This window comes from Streptomyces sp. A0592, from assembly GCF_004795115.1.
GTDB lineage: Bacteria > Actinomycetota > Actinomycetes > Streptomycetales > Streptomycetaceae > Streptomyces > Streptomyces erythrochromogenes.
Genome location: NZ_SSBM01000001.1, coordinates 44,786 through 66,515 on the forward strand (window position 1 = coordinate 44,786; position 21,730 = coordinate 66,515).

The following is a 21,730-nucleotide window of genomic DNA, read 5'->3' on the forward strand; positions in this document are numbered from 1 at the left end:
GATGACTCAGCGAAGCAGTATGGACTGGATGCTCAAGGACCTGGCCGCCGGCGTACCGCAGACGCGGCACGTGATCGTGCTGTCGGCGGACGGGCTCTGCGTGGCCCAGTACGGGGCCGAGACGGACACGGCCGACCGCCTGGCGGCCGCGTGCGCCGGCCTGCAGAGCCTCGCCGGAGCGGTGGCCGCCGAACTGCCCAGTTCCGAGGGCAGAATGCGGCTGGTAGTGATCGAGATGGACGGCGGCTTCTTCTATCTGATGGCCGCCGGGGACGGCTCCTACCTCGCGGTCCTCGCCGACGAGGGCGTCGACGCGGGCCTGATGGGCGCGCAGATGCGCAACCTGGTGACCCGAATGGGGGACCACCTGAGCAGCCCGCCCCGGCACGACGGGCAGCCCGCGTGAAAGAGCCGCCCTCAAGCTGGGAGGACAGCAGCCCCGAACGGCTCTACGTCATCACCGGCGGACGCAGTGGACCCTCCACCTCCGTCCAGCTCGACCTCGTGACCTTAGTGGTGGCCAAAGGGCCTCCCCGGCCCGAGATGCAGCCCGAGCAGGCATCCATCCTGCGGATGTGCCAGTCACCGCTGTCGGTGGCCGAGATCGCCGCGTACGTCGGCCTGCCCGTGAGCGTCGTCACCGTGCTGGTCGGAGACCTGATGGCCGCCCAACGCGTGCACGTCCGCCCGCCCATTCCCGCCGCGCAGCTACCCGACCTTGCTCTGATCGAGGCAGTGATCGATGGACTTCAGAAGCTCTGACCCGCCCGCCGGGCCGCGTGAGGCGGACATACTGCCGCAGTCGGCCGCGGCGGCCGTGAAGGTCGTGGTCGTCGGCGGATTCGGCGTGGGAAAGACGACGATGGTCGGTGCCGTCAGCGAGATCAAACCGCTGACGACCGAGGAGACGATGACCAGGGCCGGCGTCGGCGTCGACGACACCTGGGGCGTCGCCCGCAAGATCACCACCACCGTGGCCATGGACTTCGGCCGCATCAGCATCAACGACGAACTCGTCCTGTACCTGTTCGGAACACCCGGCCAGGAGCGCTTCTGGTTCCTGTGGCGCGGGCTCTTCGAAGGCGCGCTCGGAGCCGTCGTACTCCTCGACACCCGGCGGCTGGAGATCAGCTTCGACGTCATCGGGCGGCTGGAGGAGCGCGGCGTCCCCTTCGTGGTGGCCGTCAACTCCTTCCCCGGGGCTCCCGATCACCCCCTGGAGGAGCTGCGCGAGGCCCTCGACCTGCCACCCGCCGTCCCGATCCTCGTCTGCGACGCCAGAAGGCGGGACTCGTCCCGCGATGTCCTGCTGACCCTCATGCGCTACCTGCACTCCCAGGCAGCCACCCAGGAGGCAATGTGACCACCACCCCCACCCCACCGCCCGGGTGCCCCGCCCATTCCGCCGCGACCGCCGGCGGCCTGTACCGCCTGCACGGAGCGGAGGCCCAGGCGGACCCCCTCGCCCTGTACGAGAAGCTGCGTGCCGAGCACGGGCCGGTGGCCCCGGTGCTCGTGAGCGGGGACCTCCCCGCGTGGCTCGTCCTCGGCCACCGGGAGAACCTGGATGTCGCCCGAACCTCCTCGCGGTTCGCCCGAGACCCCCGGGGCTGGCGGGACATGAGAGAGGGCCGCGTGCCGGCCGACACCCCGCTCGGCCCCATGGTCTCCTGGGTGCCGGTGTGCAACTTCACCGACGGCCCGGTCCACGAGCGGCTGCGCTCGGCCGTCGTGGAGTCCCTGGAGCGGTTCGACAAGCGCGGCATCCGCCGCTACGTGACGCGCTTCGCCAACCAGCTCGTCGACCAGATCACGGCCGAGGGATACGCCGACCTGGTGCCCGCCTTCTCCGACCAGCTCCCCATGCTGGTCATGACCCAGCTCATCGGGGCACCCGACGAACACGGGCCGCTGCTGGTCAACGCGGCGCGCGACATGCTCCAGGGGACGGAGACGGCCCTCCAGAGCGACCGCTACGTCACCACCACGCTGGAGAACCTGGTCGTCGAGCGCAAGGCCAAGCCGGCCCGCGACCTCGCCTCCTGGCTGATCGAGCACCCCGCGGACCTGACCGACACCGAAGTGCTCATGCACCTGCGCGTCGTGCTGATCGCGGCCTACGAGACCACCGCCAACCTGATCGCCAACACCCTGCGCACCGTCCTGACCGACCCGCGCTTCCGGGCGAGCCTCTCCGGAGGCCACATGACCCTGCCCGACGCGCTGGAGCAGGTCCTCTGGGACGACCCTCCCATCAACACGATCATCGGGCGCTGGGCCACCGGGGACACCGTGCTCGGCGGCCAGCAGGTGAAGGCCGGGGACATGATCCTGCTCGGCCTGGCCGCGGGCAACGCCGACCCCCAGATCCGGCCCGACCCCTCCGCGTCCGTCCACGGCAACCGCTCGCACCTGGCGTTCAGCAGCGGCCCGCACGAGTGCCCCGGCCAGGACATCGGGCGCGCCATCGCGGACACCGGCATCGAGGTCCTGCTGGACCGGCTGCCGGACCTCCAGCTGGCGGTCGACGCGAGCGAGCTCCAGTGGCGCGGCACACTGATGTCCCGTCACCTGCTGTCGCTGCCGGTACGGTTCGCCCCGCGGACGGCGCCCGCCCAGGCTCCGCAGCTCCCGGTGGAGCAGCCGGCCGGGCATCCCGTCCATCCGGTGATCCCGCCGCAGCCGACGGCGCCGCCGTCCCCGGTCGCGGGCGGCCGCAGGCGTCGTGGTGTCAGCTGGTGGCGCCGGCTGCTCGGCCGCCGCTGAGCAGACAGCCCGTAGCGAGGTTCGAGGTCCGAGGTCCCCGGCCGCACCGGCGGGGACCTCGGACCTTCCGCTCAGCCGCGCAGCTGCCGCCACCAGGACGCCAGGGCCGGCAGATCCGGCGGCTCGGTTCCGGCAGCGCTCGGCTCCTCGGCGTACCGGACCGCGAACGCCGCATCCGCAAGCGGCAGTTCGTGCCGGTTGCGCGGACTGGCGTACCGCGGCGCCCGCGTCTGCCAGGCGATGGAGCCGGCCACGTAGTGGCCCAACGCCGCGAGGTGACGGCGCAGTTCGACGTCCCCGGCATCCCTGCCGTCCCTGCCGTCCGCGCCGTCCTCAAGCCGCGCACGCAGCCCGGTGAAGAGGACCATCACCCGGTCGCGCAGCGCCACGGCGAGCGGGACCGCCTCGGCCGGAGAGCATCCCTCCTGGTGGGCGATCACGTTGACGAGGTTGATCTCGCGCGGCTCCAGGTGGTCGTCCTTGTCGTAGGAGAACAGGTCGTTGTCCGCGCTGACGACGAAACCCGCGGCGTCCGTCAGCGCCGTCAGGGCGGGGGAGCACAGGACGTCCGCCGGCAACCGGTCCCCGCGGGCGACGTCCGACCAGGTCAGTGAGAACCGCGTGCCGTTCGCCAGCGGCCCCATGGCGACGAAGTCGTTCAGCCCCGGCATCGACCCCGCCTCCGCCCGGGCGGCCCGCCAAGCCGCCCCGAGCAGCCAGTCCCGCGTCCCTTCGGCGAATCTGCGCAGCTCGTAGGGGGTGAGCATGGCGTGGGTACGGTCCACCAGGTCCTGCAGTGCGCGGGTCATGGGCCCGTCGGGCAGCACGGACGCCCCGGGGTCCTCGATGGTCCGCAGCAGCCGCACCCCGTGTTCGACGACCGCGGCCGTCCCCACCTCGTCGGAGCCCGAATCCTGCCAGTCGTCCACGGCGTTGGCCCAGTAGTTCCACTGGGTGAACAGCAGGACGGCCTCCACGGCCCCCTCGGGGATGATGCGGCAGGAGAAGTCGGCACTGTGGGTGGCGAGTCCCCAGGCGCGCTCGACCGGATCGGGGTACACGCCGAAGGCGTCGAGCCACTCGACCGCCCGGGCCTCCACCTCCTTCGCGTCGGGATGGACGAGGTCGCGCGGCAGGGGACAGTAGAAGGGCGGCAGGCCCGCGCCGAGGCGCGAGGGCCGGGGCGGCGCGGTCATCGGCCACCGCCGATCCGGAAGCGCAACAGCCGTGTCTCCACCGCGTGCTCACGCCAGAGCCGGAAGAACTTGCTGTGCGCGATCGTCGACTGCTCGAGCCGGTCGCCGGTCCAGGCGCCGGCCTCGGCACGGGAGTCCGCTCTCAACCGGTCGAGTTCGGCGGTGTTCCACGCCATGGACTGCACCCAGAACTCCGCCACCGCGTCCGTCACGTCCTCGTCCTCCACCAGCTCGAAGCCGGCCGCCTCGGCCGCGGCCAGGTACTCCCCGTGCCGGCCGAGCCGGGTTCTGTAGTAGCCGTCCATGAACTCCCGCCACGCGGACGCGCCCACGAAGTGCTCCTGGATCCCGAACCAGCCGCCGGGTTCAAGGGCCTTGGCGACGACCTCGAACAGCCGGGTCCGGTCGGTGTAGCCGCTGCTCTCGTTGGCGTAGACGGCGTCGTACGCGCGGGTCTCGTCGAGGTCGTGCACATCGGCCAGTACGGGAGTCACGCGTTCCGCGACCCCGGCGCTGCGGGCGAAGTGCTGGACGATCGGGAGGTGTTCCGGCGTGACGGTCAGGCTGGTGACCGACGCGCCGTGCTCCTGCGCCCAGTAGAGCGAGGTGCCGCCCAGTCCGCAGCCGATGTCGAGCAGGCGCCGGGGAGGTGCCTCGTACGCGCCCCACGTGCGGGCCGCGTGGTCGACTATCCGCTCCTGCGAGTCGAACAGGCTCTGTTGCAGCGTGCTCTGGGGGACGGTGGTGTCCGGTGGGCCGTCCGGGTACAGCCCCACGTGGAAGTGGACGCGTGGACCCGGACCGTACTTGTGCAGGATTTCCTGTGTCTTGCGGCTGTAGTAGAGCCGCACCTGGTCCTCCGCGGCCGAGCCGCGGCCGCCGCCTAAAGGCCAAACGAACGGTATGACGCGCATGGGGTGTCCGCCCTTTCGTGGGGTAGGGCTGCCCCCGGGACGCGCCGGCGCCGCTCTCGTAGCGTCCCGAAGGGGCACACTGTTGAAGCACGGACCATCGTGGCACTTCGTAGGCACCACGTCAGCCCGCTGGAGCAGCACGGTACCGTCAAGATCCTTGCTGTGTGCCCTGGTTGACGGTGATGGCGAGCTCGACCCCGATGTGCCCGGCGGCGGAGGCCGCGCCCGTCAGGTGAGCGCCGCCGCCAGCACCCCGGCCGCCCTCGCGACCAGTGCGTCCTCGCGCGGCGCGGCGGGGTCCGCCTTGGTGGTCAGCACGGCCAGCTCCACGGGCGGCCGTCCGGGAGGCCAGGCGATGCCCACGTTGTTGTTGGTCCCGTACGACCCGGCGCCCGTCTTGTCCCCGACCACCCAGTCGCGCGGCAGGCCGGCGCGGAACCGGTCGCCGCTCGTGGTGTTGGACACCAGCCACCGCGTCAGGAGTTCCCGGTGCCGCGGGGCGAGTGCGTCGCCGAGCACGAGCCGCCCGTACGTGCGGGCGATGGCCCGGGGACTGGTCGTGTCGGTCACCCGCGAGGGCTCGGCCGAGTTCAGCTCCGGCTCCCAGCGGTCGAGCCGCGTCGTGCGGTCCCCGACGGAACGGCAGAACCGGGTGATGGCCGTGGGCCCGCCCAGCTCGCGGAGCAGCAGGTTCGCGGCGCAGTTGTCGCTCTGCGCGATGGCCGCCGAGCACAGCTCGGCCACCGTCAGCCCGCCGGCGACGTTCGCAGGCAGCCCGGTCACCGAGCCGCCGCCCGCGGAGGTGACGTCCTCCTGCGTGTAGTGGATGCGCCGGGCGAGGAACTCGCCGTCACGGTCCAGGTCCCGCATCACGGCCGCCGCGGCCGGCGTCTTGAACACCGAGCACATGGGGAACAGCTCGTCGGCCCGGTACAGCACCGTCCGGCCCGTACCGGTGTCCCGGGCGTACGCCCCCACCCATGCGCCGTACTCGCGCTCCAGTGCGCGCAGCTGCCGGACGGCCTCGCCGCCACCACCGCGCTCGCTGGACGCGGCTGGTGCCGCCGCACGGGCCGCGCCCGCCGGCAGCACCGCGGTCAGCGCCACCCCCGCTCCCAGAGTCAGTACGGCACGACGGGTCTGCTCCACGTCGCCTCTCCTCTCCCTCGACGGTCACGTGGTGACAATGACGCCAAAGAAGATCATTTCGGTTCCACCGGTCGGTCCGGTCAGTGGCCCGGGGCGGTGGCGGGGCGCTGTTCGCGGACCGCCCAGGGGGAGCCGTACGCCGTCAGCAGGTCGAGGAACGGGAGCGGCGGCAGCGCCTCGGGGCCCAGGACGCCGGCCCCGGACCACACCCCGGTAGCGATCAGTTCGAGGGCCACCACCGGGTTGACGGCGGTCTGCCAGACGACGGCCTGGGAGCCGTATTCGCGCATGGACCACTGGTTGTCGACCACGTGGTAGAGGTACACCTCGCGGGGCCTGCCGTCCTTGGTGCCCTTCACCCAGGTGCCGGCGCAGGTCTTCCCCGTCATCCGGTCCCCGAGCGTCGCCGGGTCGGGCAGGCAGGCGGCGACCACGTCGCGCGGCGAGACCCGTACCTCGGTGCCGTCCTCGCCGCGGACCGGGACCCGGACCGTGGAGTCCAGACCCAGCGCGTGCAGCGTCTTGAGCTTGCCGATGAAGTCGTCGCCGAGGCCGTACTTGAACGTCACGCGCCGGGCGCCGACCCAGCGCGGCACCAGGAGGACCTCCTCGTGCTCGACGTTGACGCACTCGACCGGCCCGATGCCCTCGGGGAAGTCGAAGACCTCCGGTTCGCTGAACGGCTCCGTGGTGAACCAGCCGCGCCCGCTCTCGTAGACGACGGGCGGGTTCAGGCACTCCTCGATCGTCGTCCAGATGTTGAAGGACGGGGCGAAGTCGTATCCCTCGACGGCCAGGTTCGCTCCGTCGCGGATGCCGATCTCCTCGATGTCGTCGAAGAGTTCATCGGCTGCGTAGCGGGCGAAGACGTCCGACAGCCCGGGCTCGACACCCATGCCGACGAGCGCCAGGCGGCCCGACTTCTCCCAGTCCGCGGCCTGTTCGAACTGCTCGTCGCCGAGCTTGACCCCGCACTCGCTGTGCGGGTGGTCCGGGTGCGGGCGGGAGAGGGACATGGCCATGTCGACGTAGTGGCTGCCCGCCGCCAGCGCCGCGTCGAACAGGGGCATCACGAAGCGCGGGTCGGTGGCGTTCATCAGTACGTCGCACCCGTGCTCGGTGAGCAGCCCGGTCACCGCCGCCTCGTCGGAGGCGTCGACGCGGCAGGCGCTGAACCGCTCCTCGTCGGCGCCCAGGGCGGCGACGGCGGCCTCCGCGCGGGCCAGGTCGTAGTCGGCGACGACGAAGTGGTCGAAGAAGCCGCGGCGGGCGGCGATCTTGGTGATCGCGCTCCCGACACCGCCGGCACCCACAAGCAGAACACGCATGTCTTGGTCCTCTCTCGGTGAGGCGTCCGCCTCAGGGGGCTGATGGAACCGGGCGCCACGAGTTAAGGTCAATGGTGTTGGCATAAGGCCGGGACGTTATGGAGGCGGGCGGCGATGGCGAAGGACGTGGTCCCCGAGGAGGCCCGCAAGCGGCGACGCCCGACCCGGCAGGGCACGGTGCTCTCCGAGAGGCTGATCGTCGAGACGGCGCTGCGGATGGTGCGCGAGCACGGCAGCGCGGGCCTGTCCGCCCGGCGGCTCGGCGCCGCCCTGGGCGCGGACCCGAGCACCCTCTACCGGTACTTCGAGGGCATGGACGGGCTCACCCTCGCCATCGGCGAGGAGCTGATCGGCCGCGCGCTCGCCGGCTGGTCCCCGACCGGCCGGTGGCGCGACGACCTCCGCGCCCTGGGGCTGCGCATCCACGGCGCCTACCTCGCCCACCCGCAGGCCGCCCTGCTGACCGCGAGCCGGGTGACCGGCCGGCCCCGCGAGATCGCGGCCGACGAGGCGATCCTGGGCATCCTGCGCGGTGCGGGGTTCGGCGACGAGGACGCGGTGCGGATCTACCACGCGTACGTCGACCAGAGCCTGGCCTTCGCGGCCCTCGACGCGGGCCCCCTGGCCCTGTCGGCCAAGGCGCGCGAGTCGGACGAGGAGCGCTGGGAGTCGACGTACGCCCGCCTGCCGGCGGACGCGTACCCGAACATCGCGGCCACCGCCGGGCTGCTGGCCGCGCGCATGCCGCACAGCGCCTACCCGGTCGCGCTGGAGATGCTGCTGGACACGGCGGAGCGGCAGCTGGCGGACAACGGGGCCTGAGCGGGAGCCGGTACGGGGGCCGGGGTGGGAGCGGGGGAGGGAGCCGCGGGGCTTATGCCAACACCATTGACCCTCCGGGCGGCGCACGGGTTTCCTCATCGCATTCACGCCCCGTTCACACCGCACCAGTGAGGGACCATGGTCGATGACACCCCGCGGACGCCGCAGGCCGCCACGCTCAGACCGAACGCGATCGGGTTCGTCGACGCGCTCGCCATCGGGCTCAACGCCACCTCGCCGGCGTACTTCCTGGCCGCGGTGATCGGGCCGATCGTCGCGCTGGTCGGCGTCCACGCTCCCGGGGTGATGCTCGCGTCCTTCGTACCGATGGTTCTCATCGCATCCGCTTTCTACTACCTGAACCGCGCCGATCCCGACTGCGGCACGACCTTCTCCTGGGTGACGCGTGCGCTGGGCCCCACGGCCGGGTGGCTCGGAGGCTGGGCGATCACGATGACCGGCGTCCTGGTCGTCGGCTCGCTCGCCGACGTGGCCGTGAACTTCGGCCTGCTGGCCGTCGGCCTGGACACCCTCGCGGGCGACACCCTGATCCGGCAGGCACTGACCGTGCTCGTGATCGTGGTGATGGCGGCGCTGTGCGTACGGGACACGCAGGCGGCGGCCCGGCTGCAGAACGTCCTGGTCCTGCTGCAGACCGTCTGCCTGTTCGTGTTCGCCGGGGTGGCTCTGTACCGGGTCTACGCGGGCACCGCCTCGCTCGACGCCGTACGGCCGGCCGCCGACTGGCTCGACCCCTTCGCGGCGGGCGGGACGGCGCTGACCGGCGGGCTGCTCCTCGGCGTCTTCGTGTACTGGGGCTGGGAGTCCGCCGTGAACCTCACCGAGGAGACGAAGGACCCCTCATCGGCGCCCGGGCGGGCCGGCCTCTGGTCGACCGTCGTCCTCCTGGCCACCTATGTTTCCGTGGCCTTCGCGGTCGTCGCCTTCGCCGGTACCGGCTACCTCGCTGCGCACGCCGACGACGAGGAGGCCGTCTTCGCCTCCCTGGCCCGCGAGGCCCTCGGCGGCTGGGACTGGATCGTCCTCCTGGCCGTCGCCACCTCGGCGCTCGCCTCGACCCAGACGACGATCATCCCGGCGTCGCGCACCGCGCTCTCCATGGCCCGCCGGCACGCCCTCCCGAGCCGGTTCGGCCTGATCCACCCCCGCTACCGCACCCCCGCCGTCAGCACCTGGTGGGTCGCCGGCACGGCCACCGTCTGGTACCTGCTCATCCACCGGATCAGCGAGAACGCCCTCGCCGACTCCCTGACGGCCCTGTCCCTGCTGATCGCCTTCTACTACGCCCTCACCGGCGTCGCCTGCGCGGTCCACCACCGGCGCCGGCTCACCGCGAGCCTGCGCGAGTTCCTACTCATCGGGGCCGGCCCGCTCGCCGGCGCGGGCATGCTGGCCTGGCTGCTCGTGGAGGCGGTGGCCGACATGGCCGACCCGGCCAACTCCTCCGGCGGAGCCGCCTGGTTCGGCTTGGGCCCGCCCCTGGTCATCGCCCTCGGCCTGAGCCTGGTCGGAGTGCTCCTGATGCTCGCCCGCCGTGCGGCGTCCGGCACGTTCTGGACCGAACGCCCCACCACCGCCCCGGCCGCGGCCCCCGCCCCGCACGGGCCCGAGGCCCCGGTTCGCCCGCCGGCGCCCTCCATCACCGGCGAATGAACCCACCGCCGCCGGCCGCGACCGCGTGAGCGCACCCTCTGACGCCCCGGTCGGCCGGGGCTGCTTCACGCATCGCGGCCCGCGAGGTCGGTCAGCCGGGCTGTGCGGGCATCCTCCGATGCTCCGTCAGCGCGGCCTGCCGGTATGGTGCAGCGCTGCGGCGGCCGCGACCCCCACTCCGGCGATCGTGCAGGTCGTCTTGGCCAGGTCCGAATCCCCCTGGCCGACGGAGACGACGGCCGCGACGACTCCGAGTACGGCGAGCACCACCGAGGTGGCCAAGGCGAACAGCCGTACGCCCTCGGCCACTCGGGCCCGCCACAGGTCACGGTTCGTGCACTTGTGGCAGAGGGGTGTGGTGCCTTCGGGGGGTGACGTCCTACGCTCGAACGGAGCCTCCTTGCTTGGTATGGGCACGGGGGCACGCAAAGGGGTTCACCGTGGTCGCCATCTGTCCAGGACATCGGCCGCGGTGATCCCCTTCTGCGCTTCCTGGACCGTAAGGCCGCATCGGAGCACGCGGCACCGGGGGGAGAGAGGATGTGACGGCCTTGTTATGCAGAGTGATTGTTCGAACACGTACCGTGAGAGTGAGTCGGGCCCCTCAACGTGTGCCGGTGCGGTCCGTGACGAGGTCGCGGGCGTGGTCCACGAGGCCCATGCCCGGGGCCGTCGCCGGAGGCGTCCCGGGGGAGCGGGGCGCACGCAGCTTCGCGCGCCGGACGCTGTCGCCCATCCGCTCCAGGGCCTCCTGTGCGCAGGTCTCCCGCAGCCGCGGGAAGAGGTTCTCCTCCTCGTCCCAGACGTGCGCCGTGACCTCGGCCCTCAGCGCCGCGACGAGCTGGTCGAACTGGGGTCCGTCGGCGTCGAGCCCCTCGAGATCCTTGAGGATCTTCTCCATCCGGGCGTGGTCGGCGATCTCCCGGTCCGCGATGAGATCCCCGTCCGGGAGCACCTTCCGGAGGGTCGGATAGAGGTGCTCCTCCTCGGCCACCGTGTGCCGGACGAGCTCGATCGTCAGCCGCTCTGCCGCCGTCTGGCGTTCCGCCGCGGGGACGGCCTGTTCGAGGATGTCGAACGTCTCGTCCATCTCGCGGTGGTCCGCGGTCAGTTCGGTGATGACGTCGACTGCGTCAGCCATGGCGAAACTCCGTTCCGTCGAGGATCGGCGTACTGACCGGCACGGACTGCCGGCCCGGTTCCGCGTCTACCCTGCCCCGCACGCGTTAGCCGCGCGCAGGAGCGGGCAGGCGCAGGGGAGGAAGAACCGGACGCGGACCCGTGGAGGAGGTACCCGTGAAGACCTCGACCGTCGCGTACAAGCCCGTGGGCATGGCCCTCGGCGCCCTCGGAGGTGCGCTGGCCGGCCTCGCGTTCAAGCAGGTGTGGAAGCGGCTGGGCCACGACGACGACGCACCGAATGCCACCGACGAGGACCGGTCGTGGCGGGAGATCCTCATCGCCGCGATCCTGCAGGGCGCCGTGTTCGCCGCGGTCAAGGCGGCGATCGACCGGGGCGGAGCCGTGGCCGTCCGGCGCCTCACCGGCACCTGGCCCGACTGACCGGCCCCTGAGGTAGGTTGCCCGCCATGATCGGAATCGAACAGGTCGACTGGCCACCTGCCCCGTTACGGACCGAACGGCTCGTGCTCCGCGAGTCCGAGGCCCGGGACCGCCCGGCGTTCATCGAGCTGTTCGCCTCCGCGGAGGTCGGCGCCCACCTCGGTGGCGCCCGGCCGCGCGACGAGCTGGAGCGCCGCGTGCCCGAGGTGCCCGGCCGGCGCCCTGGCTCCTTCGTGACCGAACTCGACGGAGCGATGATCGGCATGATCACGCTCATGCGGCGCGACGCCGGCCGCCCGGGACACATCCGTCCGGAGGCCGGGGAGGCCGAACTCGGCTACACGTTCCTGCCGCAGGCCTGGGGACGCGGCTACGCCGCGGAGGCCTGCGCTGCCGCCCTCGACTGGTTCGCCGACGCCCGTCCCGGCGAGCCCGTGGTGCTGTGCACCCAGAGCGCCAACGACCGCTCCATGCGCCTCGCTGCGAAGCTCGGCTTCACCGAGGTGGAGCGGTTCGAGGAGTTCGGCGCCGAGCAGTGGTTCGGGGTGCGTTCCCCGCTCGTCGGGCCGCAGACATGATCGAACGGGAGACCGCGGTCCGCGTCGACGACCCCCGGGTGGCGGGGGCCGACGGGCCCGGCCGGCCCGTGGCCGTCGTCGCCGAGGGCCGGGACCCGGCCGTCCTTGACGGAGACGGCGCGGGCCCCGGCCGGGCGGGGTCTCCCGTGAAGACCTTGGCGTTGCGCAGGACGAGGTCGGCCGCGGAGCCGTCGTGGAGCTCCGGGGCCGGGCGTATGCCGCCCACGGGCATGCTGGGCGCGCCGCTCATGCCAGGGCGTCGCGCAGGGTGTCGACGGCGAGTCCGACGGCGAGGGTCGCGGCCGCCGTCTCGCGCAGGGCGTTCAGCATGACGAAGTCATGGATGGTGCCCAGCGCGCGCAGAGCCGTGACGGGTACCCCGGCCGCCCGCAGTTTCGCGGCGTACGCCTCGCCCTCGTCGCGCAGCACGTCGGCCTCGGCGGTGATGACCAGGGCCGGCGGCAGTCCGGTGAGCTGCTCGGGGCGGGCCCGCAGCGGGGAGGCGGTGATTTCCGCGCGCTGGGCCGGGTCGGTCGTGTACTGGTCCCAGAACCAGCGCATGGCGTCGCGGCGCAGGAAGTACCCCTCGGCGAACTGCAGGTAGGACTCGCTGTCGAAGGAGGCGTCCGTCACCGGGTAGAAGAGGACCTGCTGGACGAGGCGGACGTCGCCGCGCTCCTTGGCCATCAGGGTGAGGGCGGCGCTCATGTTGCCGCCCACCGAGTCGCCGGCGACGGCGAGGCGGCCGCCGTCGAGGCCGTGCCGGCCGCCCTCGGTGGTGATCCACCGGGCGACGGCGTAGTTCTGCTCGATGGCCACGGGGTAGCGGGCCTCGGGGGAGAGGTCGTACTCGGGGAAGACCACGGCCGCCCCGGCGCCGACCGCGAGTTCGCGCACCAGCCGGTCGTGGGTGTGGGCGTTGCCGAAGACCCAGCCCGCGCCGTGGATGTAGAGGATGACGGGGAGCGGGCCGGTGGCGCCGCTCGGGCGGACGACGCGGGTGCGGACCTCGCCGGTGGGGCCGCCGGGGACGGTGAGCCATTCCTCGTCCACCGGCGGGAGGGCGACGCCGTCGCCGCTCTGGACGTCGTCCACGGCCTTGCGGCCGTCGGCGACGGGGATCTCGTAGAGGAACGGCGGCTTCGCGGTGGCGTCGGCGAAGGCCTGGGCGGCGGGCTCCAGGACGGGGCGGCTCGACATGGTGGGGCTCCTTCGGGGGAAGTGGGGGCGGCTGCCGGTACGGCGCCAAGGATCACGCGGGCGGCCGTTCCCGGGCGGGAGACGGCCACCGGCGCGCCGGAGCGGGACCCGCTCAGCCGAGGAAGGCGAGCAGCGCCGCGTTGACCTCGTATCCCCGGCGAGGGCGGAGAGCGCCGACAGCACCAGGCAGACCTCGGTCCACAGACCGGAAAGGATGATCTTCTTGCGCCCGGTGGCCCGGTGGCCCGGTGGCCCGGTGGCCCGGTGGCCCGGTGGCCCGGTGGCCCGGTGGCCCGGTGGACCCGGGCGATGCCGAACACGGGGGTGTCCTCTCGGAAAAGGGCGCAGTCGGAAGCGGAAGCGGCCGCCGCCGTGTGCCCGCGGCCGGCCGCCTCGTCACCGTGGGTCGGCTCCGATCAGCCCCGTTGCCCGTCCGGGCCCGCCGATGTGTGCACCGGTGCACCGCTGCTTCCGCAAAGCCCCGGCGCGGAGACCGTGACAAGGGTGCGGATCGGCCATATCAGTGGCGTGATATGCACCTTAATTGGATCACGACATCGTGCTTGGATGGCGCCCCCACGGTAATTCGTTTACGGCTTAACGGTTTTGACGAACCGGCGGTAACTCCGCGAAGCGCCCAGGTTACGGAGAAGGGAGAAAAGGTCGGCGGGAAGGAAATGGGCCTTCCGCCGACTCGACTTCCACAAGATCCGTTATGTAGTGTTCCAGTTATTCACCGCCCAACGGGGGGCGGACGGCGACTTCGGGATTGGTCCGGACTATTTCCGGCGTGTGACGGCCCTGAAGAACCGGCAGACCACCGCCCCCGCCGCGCTCCCTATTGGGGGAATGCGTGTCCCGACACGGGGGATCAATCATCCGGTTCCAGCTTTTGGGGCCTTTGAGCATTGCGCACGGCCCGGAAACCGTCGTTCTCAAACCGTCCAAGCCGACCAGTCTTCTCGCCGCACTTCTGCTGCACCCGAACGCGGTGGTGTCCACCACCTACTTGCTGCGCGCCGTATGGGACGAAGAACCGCCCGCCACGGCCCGCGCCGCACTGCAGACGTGCGTCCTCAGGCTGCGCCGGCTGTTCGCCAAGTACGGCATATCCGCCACCACCATCGAGGCCGTTCCGGGCGGCTACCGGATGCATTGCGACACCGACACCCTCGATCTCGTCCAGTTCCGCGCGCTCGCGGCCCGGTCCGGATCGGCGGACGGCCCGGGGGAGGAGCTCTACCGGCTGCGCGAGGCGCTGACCCTCTGGCAGGGGCAGCCCCTCGCCAACGTGGCCTCGCGCATGCTCCACGACGACGCGGTGCCCGCCCTCGAACAGGAGCGGCTGAGGGTGCTGGAACGTGTCTGCGACCTCGAACTCGCCGCCGGGAACTGCCATCAGGTCCTGGTCGACCTGTACGAGAGCGCCCGCCGGCACCCGGTGCGCGAACGCTTCACCGAGCAGCTCGTCGAGGCGCTCTACCGCACTGGACGGCAGGCCGAAGCGCTCGCCGAGTACCGCATGGTCCGCGACCGGCTGCGGGACGAACTCGGCATCGACCCGGGACCGGGACTGCGCCGCCTGGAGCTCGCCATCCTGCGCGCGGAGGAGCTCGCGCCGGCCCCGCCGGAGCCCGCGCGCGCCGCGGTCGGGGCCGCGGCCGGGCCGGCCGCGCTGCCCGCCGGTGCGACCGCAGCGGCCCGGCCGTCCCGGGCGGTGCCTCCCGTCCCCGCCTTCGCCGGACGCGACGCCGACCGCAGGGCCATCGCCGCCCGGCTCACCGCCGACGACGGTCCGCGCATGGTCGTCGTCTCGGGGGCGCCGGGCATCGGGAAGTCCGCCCTCGCCCGCCAGACCGCCCACGAGGTGCAGGAGGCCTTCCCGGGCGGCGTGTTCACCCTCCAGCTGGCCCGGCCCGACGGAACCCCGGTCGCCGTCGAGGAGGCGGCGCGGCTCGTACCCGGGCCCGCCCCGGGCCGCCGGCTGATCGTCCTGGACGGCGCGGCCGGAGCCTGGCAGGTGCTCCCGCTGCTGCCCGCGGCGGAGGACGCCGCCGTCCTCGTGACCAGCAGACGCCAGCTGGCCGCGGTCGTCGCCACCCACGGCGGCGCCGTGCACCGCCTCGACGTGCTCCGCTCCGCCGAGGCGTACGCGCTGCTCGCCGGGCTCGTCGGCGCCGAACGCATCGCGGCCGAGCCCGCGGCGACCCGTGAACTGGCTGCCGTGTGCGGCCACTTCCCGCTCGCCCTGCGGATCGCCGCGGGACGGCTCCTGACCCGGCCCGGGCTGTCCGTCGCGGACTGCGCGGCCTGGCTCGCGGAGGATCCCCCCGCGCGGCTGGCGCTCGCGGAGGACGCCGGGCTCTCCGTACCCGAGGTGCTGGGACAGGCCCTCGACGCGCTCGCCCCCGCCCTGCGGGAGGCGTTCCTCCGGCTGGGGGAGCGCGCCGAGGCCGGGGAACCGGTGGCCGGGGAGAGTGAATCGGTACTCGAACAGCTCGTGGAGGAAGGGCTGTTGGAGGACGGACCGCCCGGCCCGTACCGCCTCCACGATCTGCTCCGCATCTACGCGCGTTGGCGCGTGCGCACGCACGAGACGGCGGCCACGGCCGGACCTCGCTGACCTCTCCCGGCCCGCACCTGCCCTCCCGCCGCACCCCCCGCACCAGGCTTCCTCCCCCGCACCACGCTTCCAGCCCCGCACCACGCTTCATCCCCCGATCCCGCCCAGACCGCACCCAGGGGTGTTCCCATGGCCCAAGCCAGCTACCGAGCCGTTGCCGCGACCCGTCCCCGGATCCGCCGGGACGTGCTGTTCACCGAGACTCCCGACGGCGTGCTGTTCCACAACGCGGACGGCGGCTTCCGACTCACGGCCAAGTCCGCGTACCGCTTCGCGACGCTGATCGTCCCCCACCTCACCGGCGAGCACTCGGTCGCAGACCTGTGCCGGGGCCTCGGCGAAGCACAGCAGGCGATGGTCGGTGAACTCGTCCGGACCCTGTACGAGCGGGACTTCGCCCGGCCCGTCACCGCCCCCGCCGCCGGGCAGCCGGCGCCCGACCCCGACGTGGCCCGCAGGTACGCCCCGCAGATCGCCTACGCCGACCACTACTCCGACGACGCCGAAGCCCGCTTCCTGCGCTTCCGGGACACCCGCGTGGCCGTCCTGGGCGACGACGACATCGCCCGCTGGTGCGCGTCGAGCCTGATACGCAACGGCAGCGCCCTCGTCGGCGTGACGGCGGCCCTGCGCACCCCCGCGCCGGCCACTCGCGCGTCCGGCGCGTCCGGCGCGCCCGAGCTCGACGCCGAGGTGGCCGAGGCCGTCGCCGACGGCTGCCCGGCGCAGCTGCGCACCCTGCCGACGGACCCGGGCCGCGAGCCGTCCTGGGCCGAACTGTCCGACTACGACCTGGTGGTCGTCACCGGCGGCCGCACCGCGCCCGCCCGTCTGCTGCCGCTGCTGCGCGCGGGCATCCCGGCCGGCCGCACCCTCCTGCCGGCCTGGTCGTACGGCGCCGACGCCGTGATCGGCCCGCTCATGACGTCGGGGACCCCCGGCTGCTGGGCCTGCGCCGCGCTCCGGCTCGGCGCGGCCGCCGGCCGCGACGGCGGTGCCGCGGCCGAGCTGTGGAGCACCCTGGCCCTGCCCGGCGGGCCCGCCGCGGCCGGCCCGGAGCCGGGGCGGCCGCTGGCCGCGATGATCGGCAACCTCCTGGGCTACGAGGTCTTCCGCACCACCTCCGGAGCCCTGCCCGCCGAGACCGCCGGGCAGGTGATCGTGCAGGACATGGCCTCCCTGGACGTGACCGCCGAGCCGCTCCTCGCACACCCGCGCTGCCCGTTCTGCGCCCCGGACCCGCAGGAGGCGGGCCGGGCCGCGGACCCCGTGGACCTGGCCGAGGCCGGCACGACCGCCGCCCCCGCCCTGCTCACCCTGGACACCGCCCGCGCAGCGGACGCCCTGGTGGAGGAGCTGAACCGGCGCTCCGCGCTCGTCCGCCCGTACACCGGCGTCTTCACGCGCTACGCCGACGAGCCGCTGACCCAGATCCCGCTCAAGCTGAGCGCGGTCGAGTTCGGCACCGGCCGTACGGGGCCCCGGGCGATCGCGGCCTTCGACGTCCACCACGTCGCCGGGGCCAGGATGCGGGCACTGGACGCCGCGGCCGTGGTCTACGCCGAGCACGTCGTCCCCGCGTACGGCATCGCCACCCGGAGCGGGAGCGAGGGCGGGGGAGCGGTCGCGGAAGGGTCGCTGACCGTCGCCTCCGGGCTGCCCGGCACGGCCACCGCCTGGCAGCGGGCCGTCTCCCTCGTCACGAAGGAGCCCGTCCTCGTACCGGCGGGCGCCGTCCGCCCCTTCGGCCCGCACAACGGCGACCGGCTCTTCGAGCGCACCCGCGCCGGCGCCGGCGCCGGACCCTCGCCCGCCGACGCGGCGGCCGCGGGCCTGCTGTCCGCCCTGGCCCACGACGCCCTGCTGCGCGCGGTCCGCGGATCGGCGGCCGTGCCGGTGGCGCTGACGGACGACACCGACGACGCCGAACTCGCCTTCCTCGTGCGGTCGGCGGACCGGCTCGCACTCGCCGTCGAACTCCTCGACCTCGGCGAGGCCGCGCGCTCCGGCGTCCGGGTGCTGCTGGCCCGGTCCGGGGAACGCTGGGCCGTGGGCGCCGGCCTCGACCGCCGGACGGCGACGACGGCCGCGCTGCGGGACCTGCTGGGCGCCGTGCAGTTCGAGCGGGACGAGGCCGCCCCCGGCGGACCGGCCGACACCGGTGACCCCCTGCTGGCCGACCTCGACGCCCGCACCCTCACGACCTCGCCGGACGCCCGCTCCGCCGACGCCGATCGGCCCGCCGCCGACTGGTCCGAGGTGCTGGACCGGCTGCGGGCGGCGGGCCGAGACGCCTACGTCGTCCCCACCGGCACTCCGGACCTGGCCTCGGCCGGACTCCACACCGCCAGAGTGCTGCTGACCACCGCCCAGGAGCCGGGCGATGACCACTGATCAGCCGACAGCCGGCCCCGGCCTCGCCGACGCGCTCGGCCCCGACGCGGCGGCCCGCTTCACCGCGCAGCTGGACCGCGACCTCGCCGCGCTCGGCGGGCCCCGGACCACGCTCACCGCCCTCGGTCTCGGCGACTCCTTCACCCGGCCCGTCCCCGAGCCCGCCGACGGAGCGGCCGTGCCGGTGCACCTGTACGGCCACCAGGCGGTCGTCGGGCCACCCGGCGGCTGCGCCCGCTGCCTGGAGCGCCGCTGGCAGGCGGTACGGTCCGTGGCGCTCCGGGACGCCCTCGAACTCGGCGGCGGCACCCGGGCCGCGGGCAGCTGGCCGTACGCGCACCCCTTCGCCGCCGGGACCCTGGCCGCGCTGGTCACGGCCGCCCAGGAGCCCCGCCCCGGCGGCGCGGCGCCCGGCGGCGTCTTCCCCGACGTCCTGCTGCTGGACCTGAGGACCGGCCGGGTCCGCCGGTATCCGCTGGTCCCGGACCCGGAGTGCCCGGTCTGCGCCACCCCGCAGGAGGACACCGCCGCCGCTGCCGTGCCCGACCTGGCGCCCGCGCCGAAACACCGGTCCGGGGTGTTCCGCACCCGCCCCGTCGAGTCGTACGGGATCGACGTGGCCGCCTTCGCGAACCCGCTGTGCGGGGCGCTGGGGCCCTCCCTCGTCCAGGACGTCTCCTCCACCTCCACCTCCGCGACCATCGGCTGCTTCTCCATGCGCTCGGGCGCGTACCTGCGCGAGACGTTCTGGGGCGGCCACACGGACTCCTTCGCACGCAGTGCGCACGTGGGGGTCCTGGAGGGCCTGGAGCGCTACGCCGGAATGCGGGCCCGCGCCCGGACCACGAGCGTCACCGGCTCGCTGAACCGGTTCGGCGCCGACGCGGTCGACCCGCGGGACGTCGGCCTCTACAGCGAGGCCTTCCACCGGGACAACCCGCGCGTGCGCCCCTTCGACCCGGACCGGGAGATCGCCTGGGTGTGGGGGTGGTCGCTGCGCGACCGGACGCCCCGCCTGGTCCCGGAGATCCTGACGTACTACCACGCCCCGGGCCTGGAGAACCGGTTCGTGCAGGAGAGCTCCAACGGCTGCGCCTCCGGCGGCAGTCTGGCCGAGGCCGCCTACTTCGGCCTGATGGAGGTGATCGAGCGCGACGCCTTCCTGCTCACCTGGTACGGGCGCCAGCCCCTGCCCGAGATCGACCCGGCGAGCAGTTCCCGGCCCTCGACGCGGGCGATGGTCGACCGGCTGGCGATGTACGGCTACCGGGCCCGCTTCTTCGACACGCGGATCACCTTCCCCGTCCCCGTCGTGACGGCGGTCGCCGAACGGTTGGACGGCGGACCCGGCCGGATGTGCTTCGGCGCCGGCGCCGGCCTCGACCCGGAGTCCGCCCTGGCCTCGGCGCTCTGCGAGATCGCCACGGACGCCGTCAACCTGCCCGGGCGCACCGAACGCGACGAGGCCCGGCTGCGCGCCATGGCGGCCGACTTCGACCTGGTCACGGCGCTGCACGACCATCCGCTCGTCTACGGGGTCCCGGAGATGGGCGCGCACGCGGACTTCCTGCTGCGCGGCCCCGGCACCGAGCGTCCGCGGACCGTCGCCGAGCTGGAGTGGCCCGACCGGTGGGGTGCGCCCGCCTCCGACGACGTGCGCACCGATCTGGAGCGGTGCGTGTCGGCGGTCGCCGCGGAGGGGTTCGACGTCGTGGTCGTCGACCAGACGATGCCCGAGCAGCGGGCCCTCGGACTGCACACCGTGAGCGTGCTCGTCCCCGGGCTGCTCCCCATCGACTTCGGGTGGTCCCGGCAGCGGGCGCTCGGCATGCCGCGGATGCGGACCGGCCTGTTCGCCGCCGGTCTGCGCGAGCGCCCGCTGGAGCCCGCCGACCTCAACCCGGCGCCCCACCCCTTCCCCTGACCGGCCACCGCCGGCGTCCGATCCGAACGCAGGAGGACCCATGGGCCACGCCCATGTCTACGCCCACGAGATCATGCACCGCGGCCGGGTGCCGATGGAGCCCGCCGACTTCGTCCCCGACTGGGCCGACCGGCCCCGCAAGGCCAAGTTCCACCCGGACGCCGAGACGCTCCCCCTGCCGGTGACGCCCCCGCCCACGGCGTCGCGGCACCCCGTGCCCGGATTCACCCTGCCGCTGCTGTCCGGGATGCTGAGGGACTCCTACGGGCTGACCGGACGGCGCCTCGCGGTCCAGGCCAACACCGACCTGGCGGCGCTGCCGCACTACCGCCACGCGAACTGGTCGCGCGGCACCGCCTCCGGCGGCGGCCTCTACCCGGTGGCCGTCCACTGGGCGGCCGGCCCCGGCGGGCCGCTGACACCCGGCCTCTACCACTACGCGCCGCACCAGCACGGTCTGCGCCGGCTGCTCACGGGCGACGTCACGGGCGACGTCCGGGAGGCCCTCGGCCCGGGCCCGGGCGCGGCAGGGCAGGCCACGCAGTACCTCGTCCTCGGCGTCAAGTACTGGCAGAACGCCTTCAAGTACAACAGCTTCTCCTTCCACGCCGTCAGCATGGACGTGGGCGCGCTCGTGCAGACCTGGCGGCTGTGGGCGGCGCAGTACGGGCTGCGGATCGACCCGGTGCTGTGGTTCGACGAGGAGCGCCTGGCCCGGCTGCTGGGCGTGGCCGCCGAGGAGGAGGGCGTCTTCGCCGTCGTCCCGCTGACCTGGGAGGGCGGGCGGACACCCGGCGAGGGCGGGGCGACGGGCGCCACCGCACGCCACCGGGACGTCGAACGCTCCCGCCGCGTGCTGGAGTTCGAGACCCTGCGGCGCGTCCACCGGGCCACCGAGGGGCGGGCCGCCGACCGCCCGGAGCCGGGAGCACTGGACGCCGCGGCCGCCCACCCGCCCCGCGGCGCGCTGCCGCTGCCGCTGCCGCGTCCGCCCGTGCCGCCGGCGGCCACCACCCGCGCCCTGCGCGAACGCCGCAGCAGCTTCGGCCGCTTCGACGCCTCCCGCCCGGTCGCCGCCGAGCAGCTCGCCGCCGCGCTGGCCGACTGCGCCGCCACCCGCTACGGGACCGAGGCCGAGCGCCCGGGCGGCCCCTGCCTCACCTCGCTGTACGCCTTCGTCAACCACGTCGAGGGCATCGCGCCGGGCGCGTACGCCTACGACGCGGCCGCGCACACCCTGCGCCTGGTCAAGGCGGGACCGCCCGGCCCCTTCCTCCAGCGCACCTACTTCCTCTCCAACTACAACCTGGAGCAGGCCGGCGCGGTGCTCGTCCCGACCGTCCGCACCACCGCCGTACTGGACCGCGTCGGAGACCGCGGCTACCGGCTCGTGGGCGGCACCGTCGGAGCCGTCGCCCAGACCTTCTACACCACGGCCGCGGCCTTCGGACTGGGCGCCGGGGTGGCCCTCGGCTTCGACAACATCTCGTACATCGAGGAACTGGGGCTGACCGGCACCGACGAGGCCCCCCTGCTGATCATGCTGCTGGGCCACGAACGCCCGCGGCCGGCCGACTTCCGCCACGAGATCGCCTGAAG

Annotated in this window: 19 protein-coding genes; 12 read left to right on the forward strand and 7 right to left on the reverse strand. The window is 73.6% G+C overall.

The window, feature by feature from the left end:
* Window position 1 precedes the first annotated feature (1 nt).
* The 4 genes from E6U81_RS00240 to E6U81_RS00255 are packed head-to-tail and all read left to right on the forward strand — an operon-like array spanning window position 2 to window position 2,766.
* Window positions 2-406 (forward strand): roadblock/LC7 domain-containing protein, encoded by a 405-nt coding sequence (locus tag E6U81_RS00240; RefSeq protein WP_030031532.1) that lies wholly within the window; start codon window positions 2-4, stop codon window positions 404-406.
* Complete coding sequence (locus tag E6U81_RS00245) at window positions 403-762, forward strand: DUF742 domain-containing protein (RefSeq protein WP_136227984.1); 360 nt, start codon at window positions 403-405, stop codon at window positions 760-762. Before E6U81_RS00240 ends, E6U81_RS00245 begins: the two co-directional genes overlap by 4 nt.
* Window positions 743-1,363, forward strand: coding sequence for an ATP/GTP-binding protein (locus E6U81_RS00250; protein WP_136227985.1), 621 nt, complete (start codon window positions 743-745; stop codon window positions 1,361-1,363). The genes E6U81_RS00245 and E6U81_RS00250 overlap by 20 nt, the downstream gene beginning before the upstream one ends.
* Window positions 1,360-2,766: a cytochrome P450 gene (locus E6U81_RS00255; protein ID WP_240803535.1), complete on the forward strand. Its 1,407-nt coding sequence runs from the start codon at window positions 1,360-1,362 to the stop codon at window positions 2,764-2,766. Before E6U81_RS00250 ends, E6U81_RS00255 begins: the two co-directional genes overlap by 4 nt.
* A 71-nt stretch (window positions 2,767-2,837) precedes the next feature.
* Here E6U81_RS00255 and E6U81_RS00260 read toward each other — a convergent pair whose 3' ends face one another.
* From E6U81_RS00260 to E6U81_RS00275, 4 genes are all read right to left on the reverse strand, one after another.
* Window positions 2,838-3,962, reverse strand: coding sequence for a hypothetical protein (locus tag E6U81_RS00260; protein ID WP_240803536.1), 1,125 nt, complete (start codon window positions 3,960-3,962; stop codon window positions 2,838-2,840).
* Window positions 3,959-4,876 carry a methyltransferase domain-containing protein gene (locus tag E6U81_RS00265; protein ID WP_136227986.1) on the reverse strand — a complete coding sequence of 306 codons (918 nt, stop codon included), beginning with the start codon at window positions 4,874-4,876 and terminating at the stop codon, window positions 3,959-3,961. Before E6U81_RS00265 ends, E6U81_RS00260 begins: the two co-directional genes overlap by 4 nt.
* Before the next feature lie 228 nt (window positions 4,877-5,104).
* A complete protein-coding gene (bla, locus tag E6U81_RS00270; protein WP_136227987.1) occupies window positions 5,105-6,025 on the reverse strand; it encodes a class A beta-lactamase in 921 nt (306 codons plus the stop codon).
* 80 nt (window positions 6,026-6,105) lie between these two features.
* Window positions 6,106-7,353 carry a saccharopine dehydrogenase C-terminal domain-containing protein gene (locus tag E6U81_RS00275; RefSeq protein WP_136227988.1) on the reverse strand — a complete coding sequence of 416 codons (1,248 nt, stop codon included), beginning with the start codon at window positions 7,351-7,353 and terminating at the stop codon, window positions 6,106-6,108.
* A 114-nt stretch (window positions 7,354-7,467) separates the two neighbouring features.
* Here E6U81_RS00275 and E6U81_RS00280 point away from each other — a divergent pair, with 114 nt between their 5' ends.
* Window positions 7,468-8,175 (forward strand): TetR family transcriptional regulator, encoded by a 708-nt coding sequence (locus E6U81_RS00280; RefSeq protein WP_136227989.1) that lies wholly within the window; start codon window positions 7,468-7,470, stop codon window positions 8,173-8,175.
* A 138-nt stretch (window positions 8,176-8,313) separates the two neighbouring features.
* On the forward strand, window positions 8,314-9,849 hold the full coding sequence (locus E6U81_RS00285; protein WP_136227990.1) for an APC family permease: 1,536 nt from the start codon (window positions 8,314-8,316) through the stop codon (window positions 9,847-9,849).
* 126 nt (window positions 9,850-9,975) lie between these two features.
* On the opposite strand, the gene E6U81_RS00290 is transcribed toward E6U81_RS00285, so the two are convergent.
* Together E6U81_RS00290 and E6U81_RS00295 are read right to left on the reverse strand one after the other, a co-directional pair.
* Window positions 9,976-10,158 carry a hypothetical protein gene (locus tag E6U81_RS00290; protein WP_136227991.1) on the reverse strand — a complete coding sequence of 61 codons (183 nt, stop codon included), beginning with the start codon at window positions 10,156-10,158 and terminating at the stop codon, window positions 9,976-9,978.
* 295 nt (window positions 10,159-10,453) lie between these two features.
* A complete protein-coding gene (locus E6U81_RS00295; protein ID WP_136227992.1) occupies window positions 10,454-10,990 on the reverse strand; it encodes a hemerythrin domain-containing protein in 537 nt (178 codons plus the stop codon).
* Window positions 10,991-11,145: 155 nt separating this feature from the next.
* Here E6U81_RS00295 and E6U81_RS00300 point away from each other — a divergent pair, with 155 nt between their 5' ends.
* Entirely contained in the window at window positions 11,146-11,412 is a 267-nt protein-coding gene (locus E6U81_RS00300; RefSeq protein WP_136227993.1) for a DUF4235 domain-containing protein, read from the forward strand.
* A 26-nt stretch (window positions 11,413-11,438) separates the two neighbouring features.
* Window positions 11,439-11,990, forward strand: a complete 552-nt coding sequence (locus E6U81_RS00305) for a GNAT family N-acetyltransferase (protein WP_136227994.1) — start codon at window positions 11,439-11,441, stop codon at window positions 11,988-11,990.
* Between the two features lie 246 nt (window positions 11,991-12,236).
* Here the strand turns inward: E6U81_RS00305 and E6U81_RS00315 are convergent, their stop codons facing one another.
* The gene (locus E6U81_RS00315) at window positions 12,237-13,190 is read right to left on the reverse strand and encodes an alpha/beta hydrolase (RefSeq protein ID WP_136227995.1); all 954 of its coding nucleotides are present in this window, start codon (window positions 13,188-13,190) and stop codon (window positions 12,237-12,239) included.
* A gap of 901 nt (window positions 13,191-14,091) precedes the next feature.
* Here E6U81_RS00315 and E6U81_RS00320 point away from each other — a divergent pair.
* From E6U81_RS00320 to E6U81_RS00335, 4 genes are all read left to right on the forward strand, one after another.
* Window positions 14,092-15,813 carry a BTAD domain-containing putative transcriptional regulator gene (locus E6U81_RS00320; RefSeq protein ID WP_136227996.1) on the forward strand — a complete coding sequence of 574 codons (1,722 nt, stop codon included), beginning with the start codon at window positions 14,092-14,094 and terminating at the stop codon, window positions 15,811-15,813.
* Between the two features lie 129 nt (window positions 15,814-15,942).
* Window positions 15,943-18,207, forward strand: a complete 2,265-nt coding sequence (locus tag E6U81_RS00325; protein WP_136227997.1) for a TOMM precursor leader peptide-binding protein — start codon at window positions 15,943-15,945, stop codon at window positions 18,205-18,207.
* Window positions 18,197-20,131 (forward strand): TOMM precursor leader peptide-binding protein, encoded by a 1,935-nt coding sequence (locus E6U81_RS00330; protein WP_136227998.1) that lies wholly within the window; start codon window positions 18,197-18,199, stop codon window positions 20,129-20,131. The genes E6U81_RS00325 and E6U81_RS00330 overlap by 11 nt, the downstream gene beginning before the upstream one ends.
* A 40-nt stretch (window positions 20,132-20,171) precedes the next feature.
* Window positions 20,172-21,728, forward strand: coding sequence for a SagB family peptide dehydrogenase (locus E6U81_RS00335; protein WP_136227999.1), 1,557 nt, complete (start codon window positions 20,172-20,174; stop codon window positions 21,726-21,728).
* Window positions 21,729-21,730: the final 2 nt, after the last annotated feature.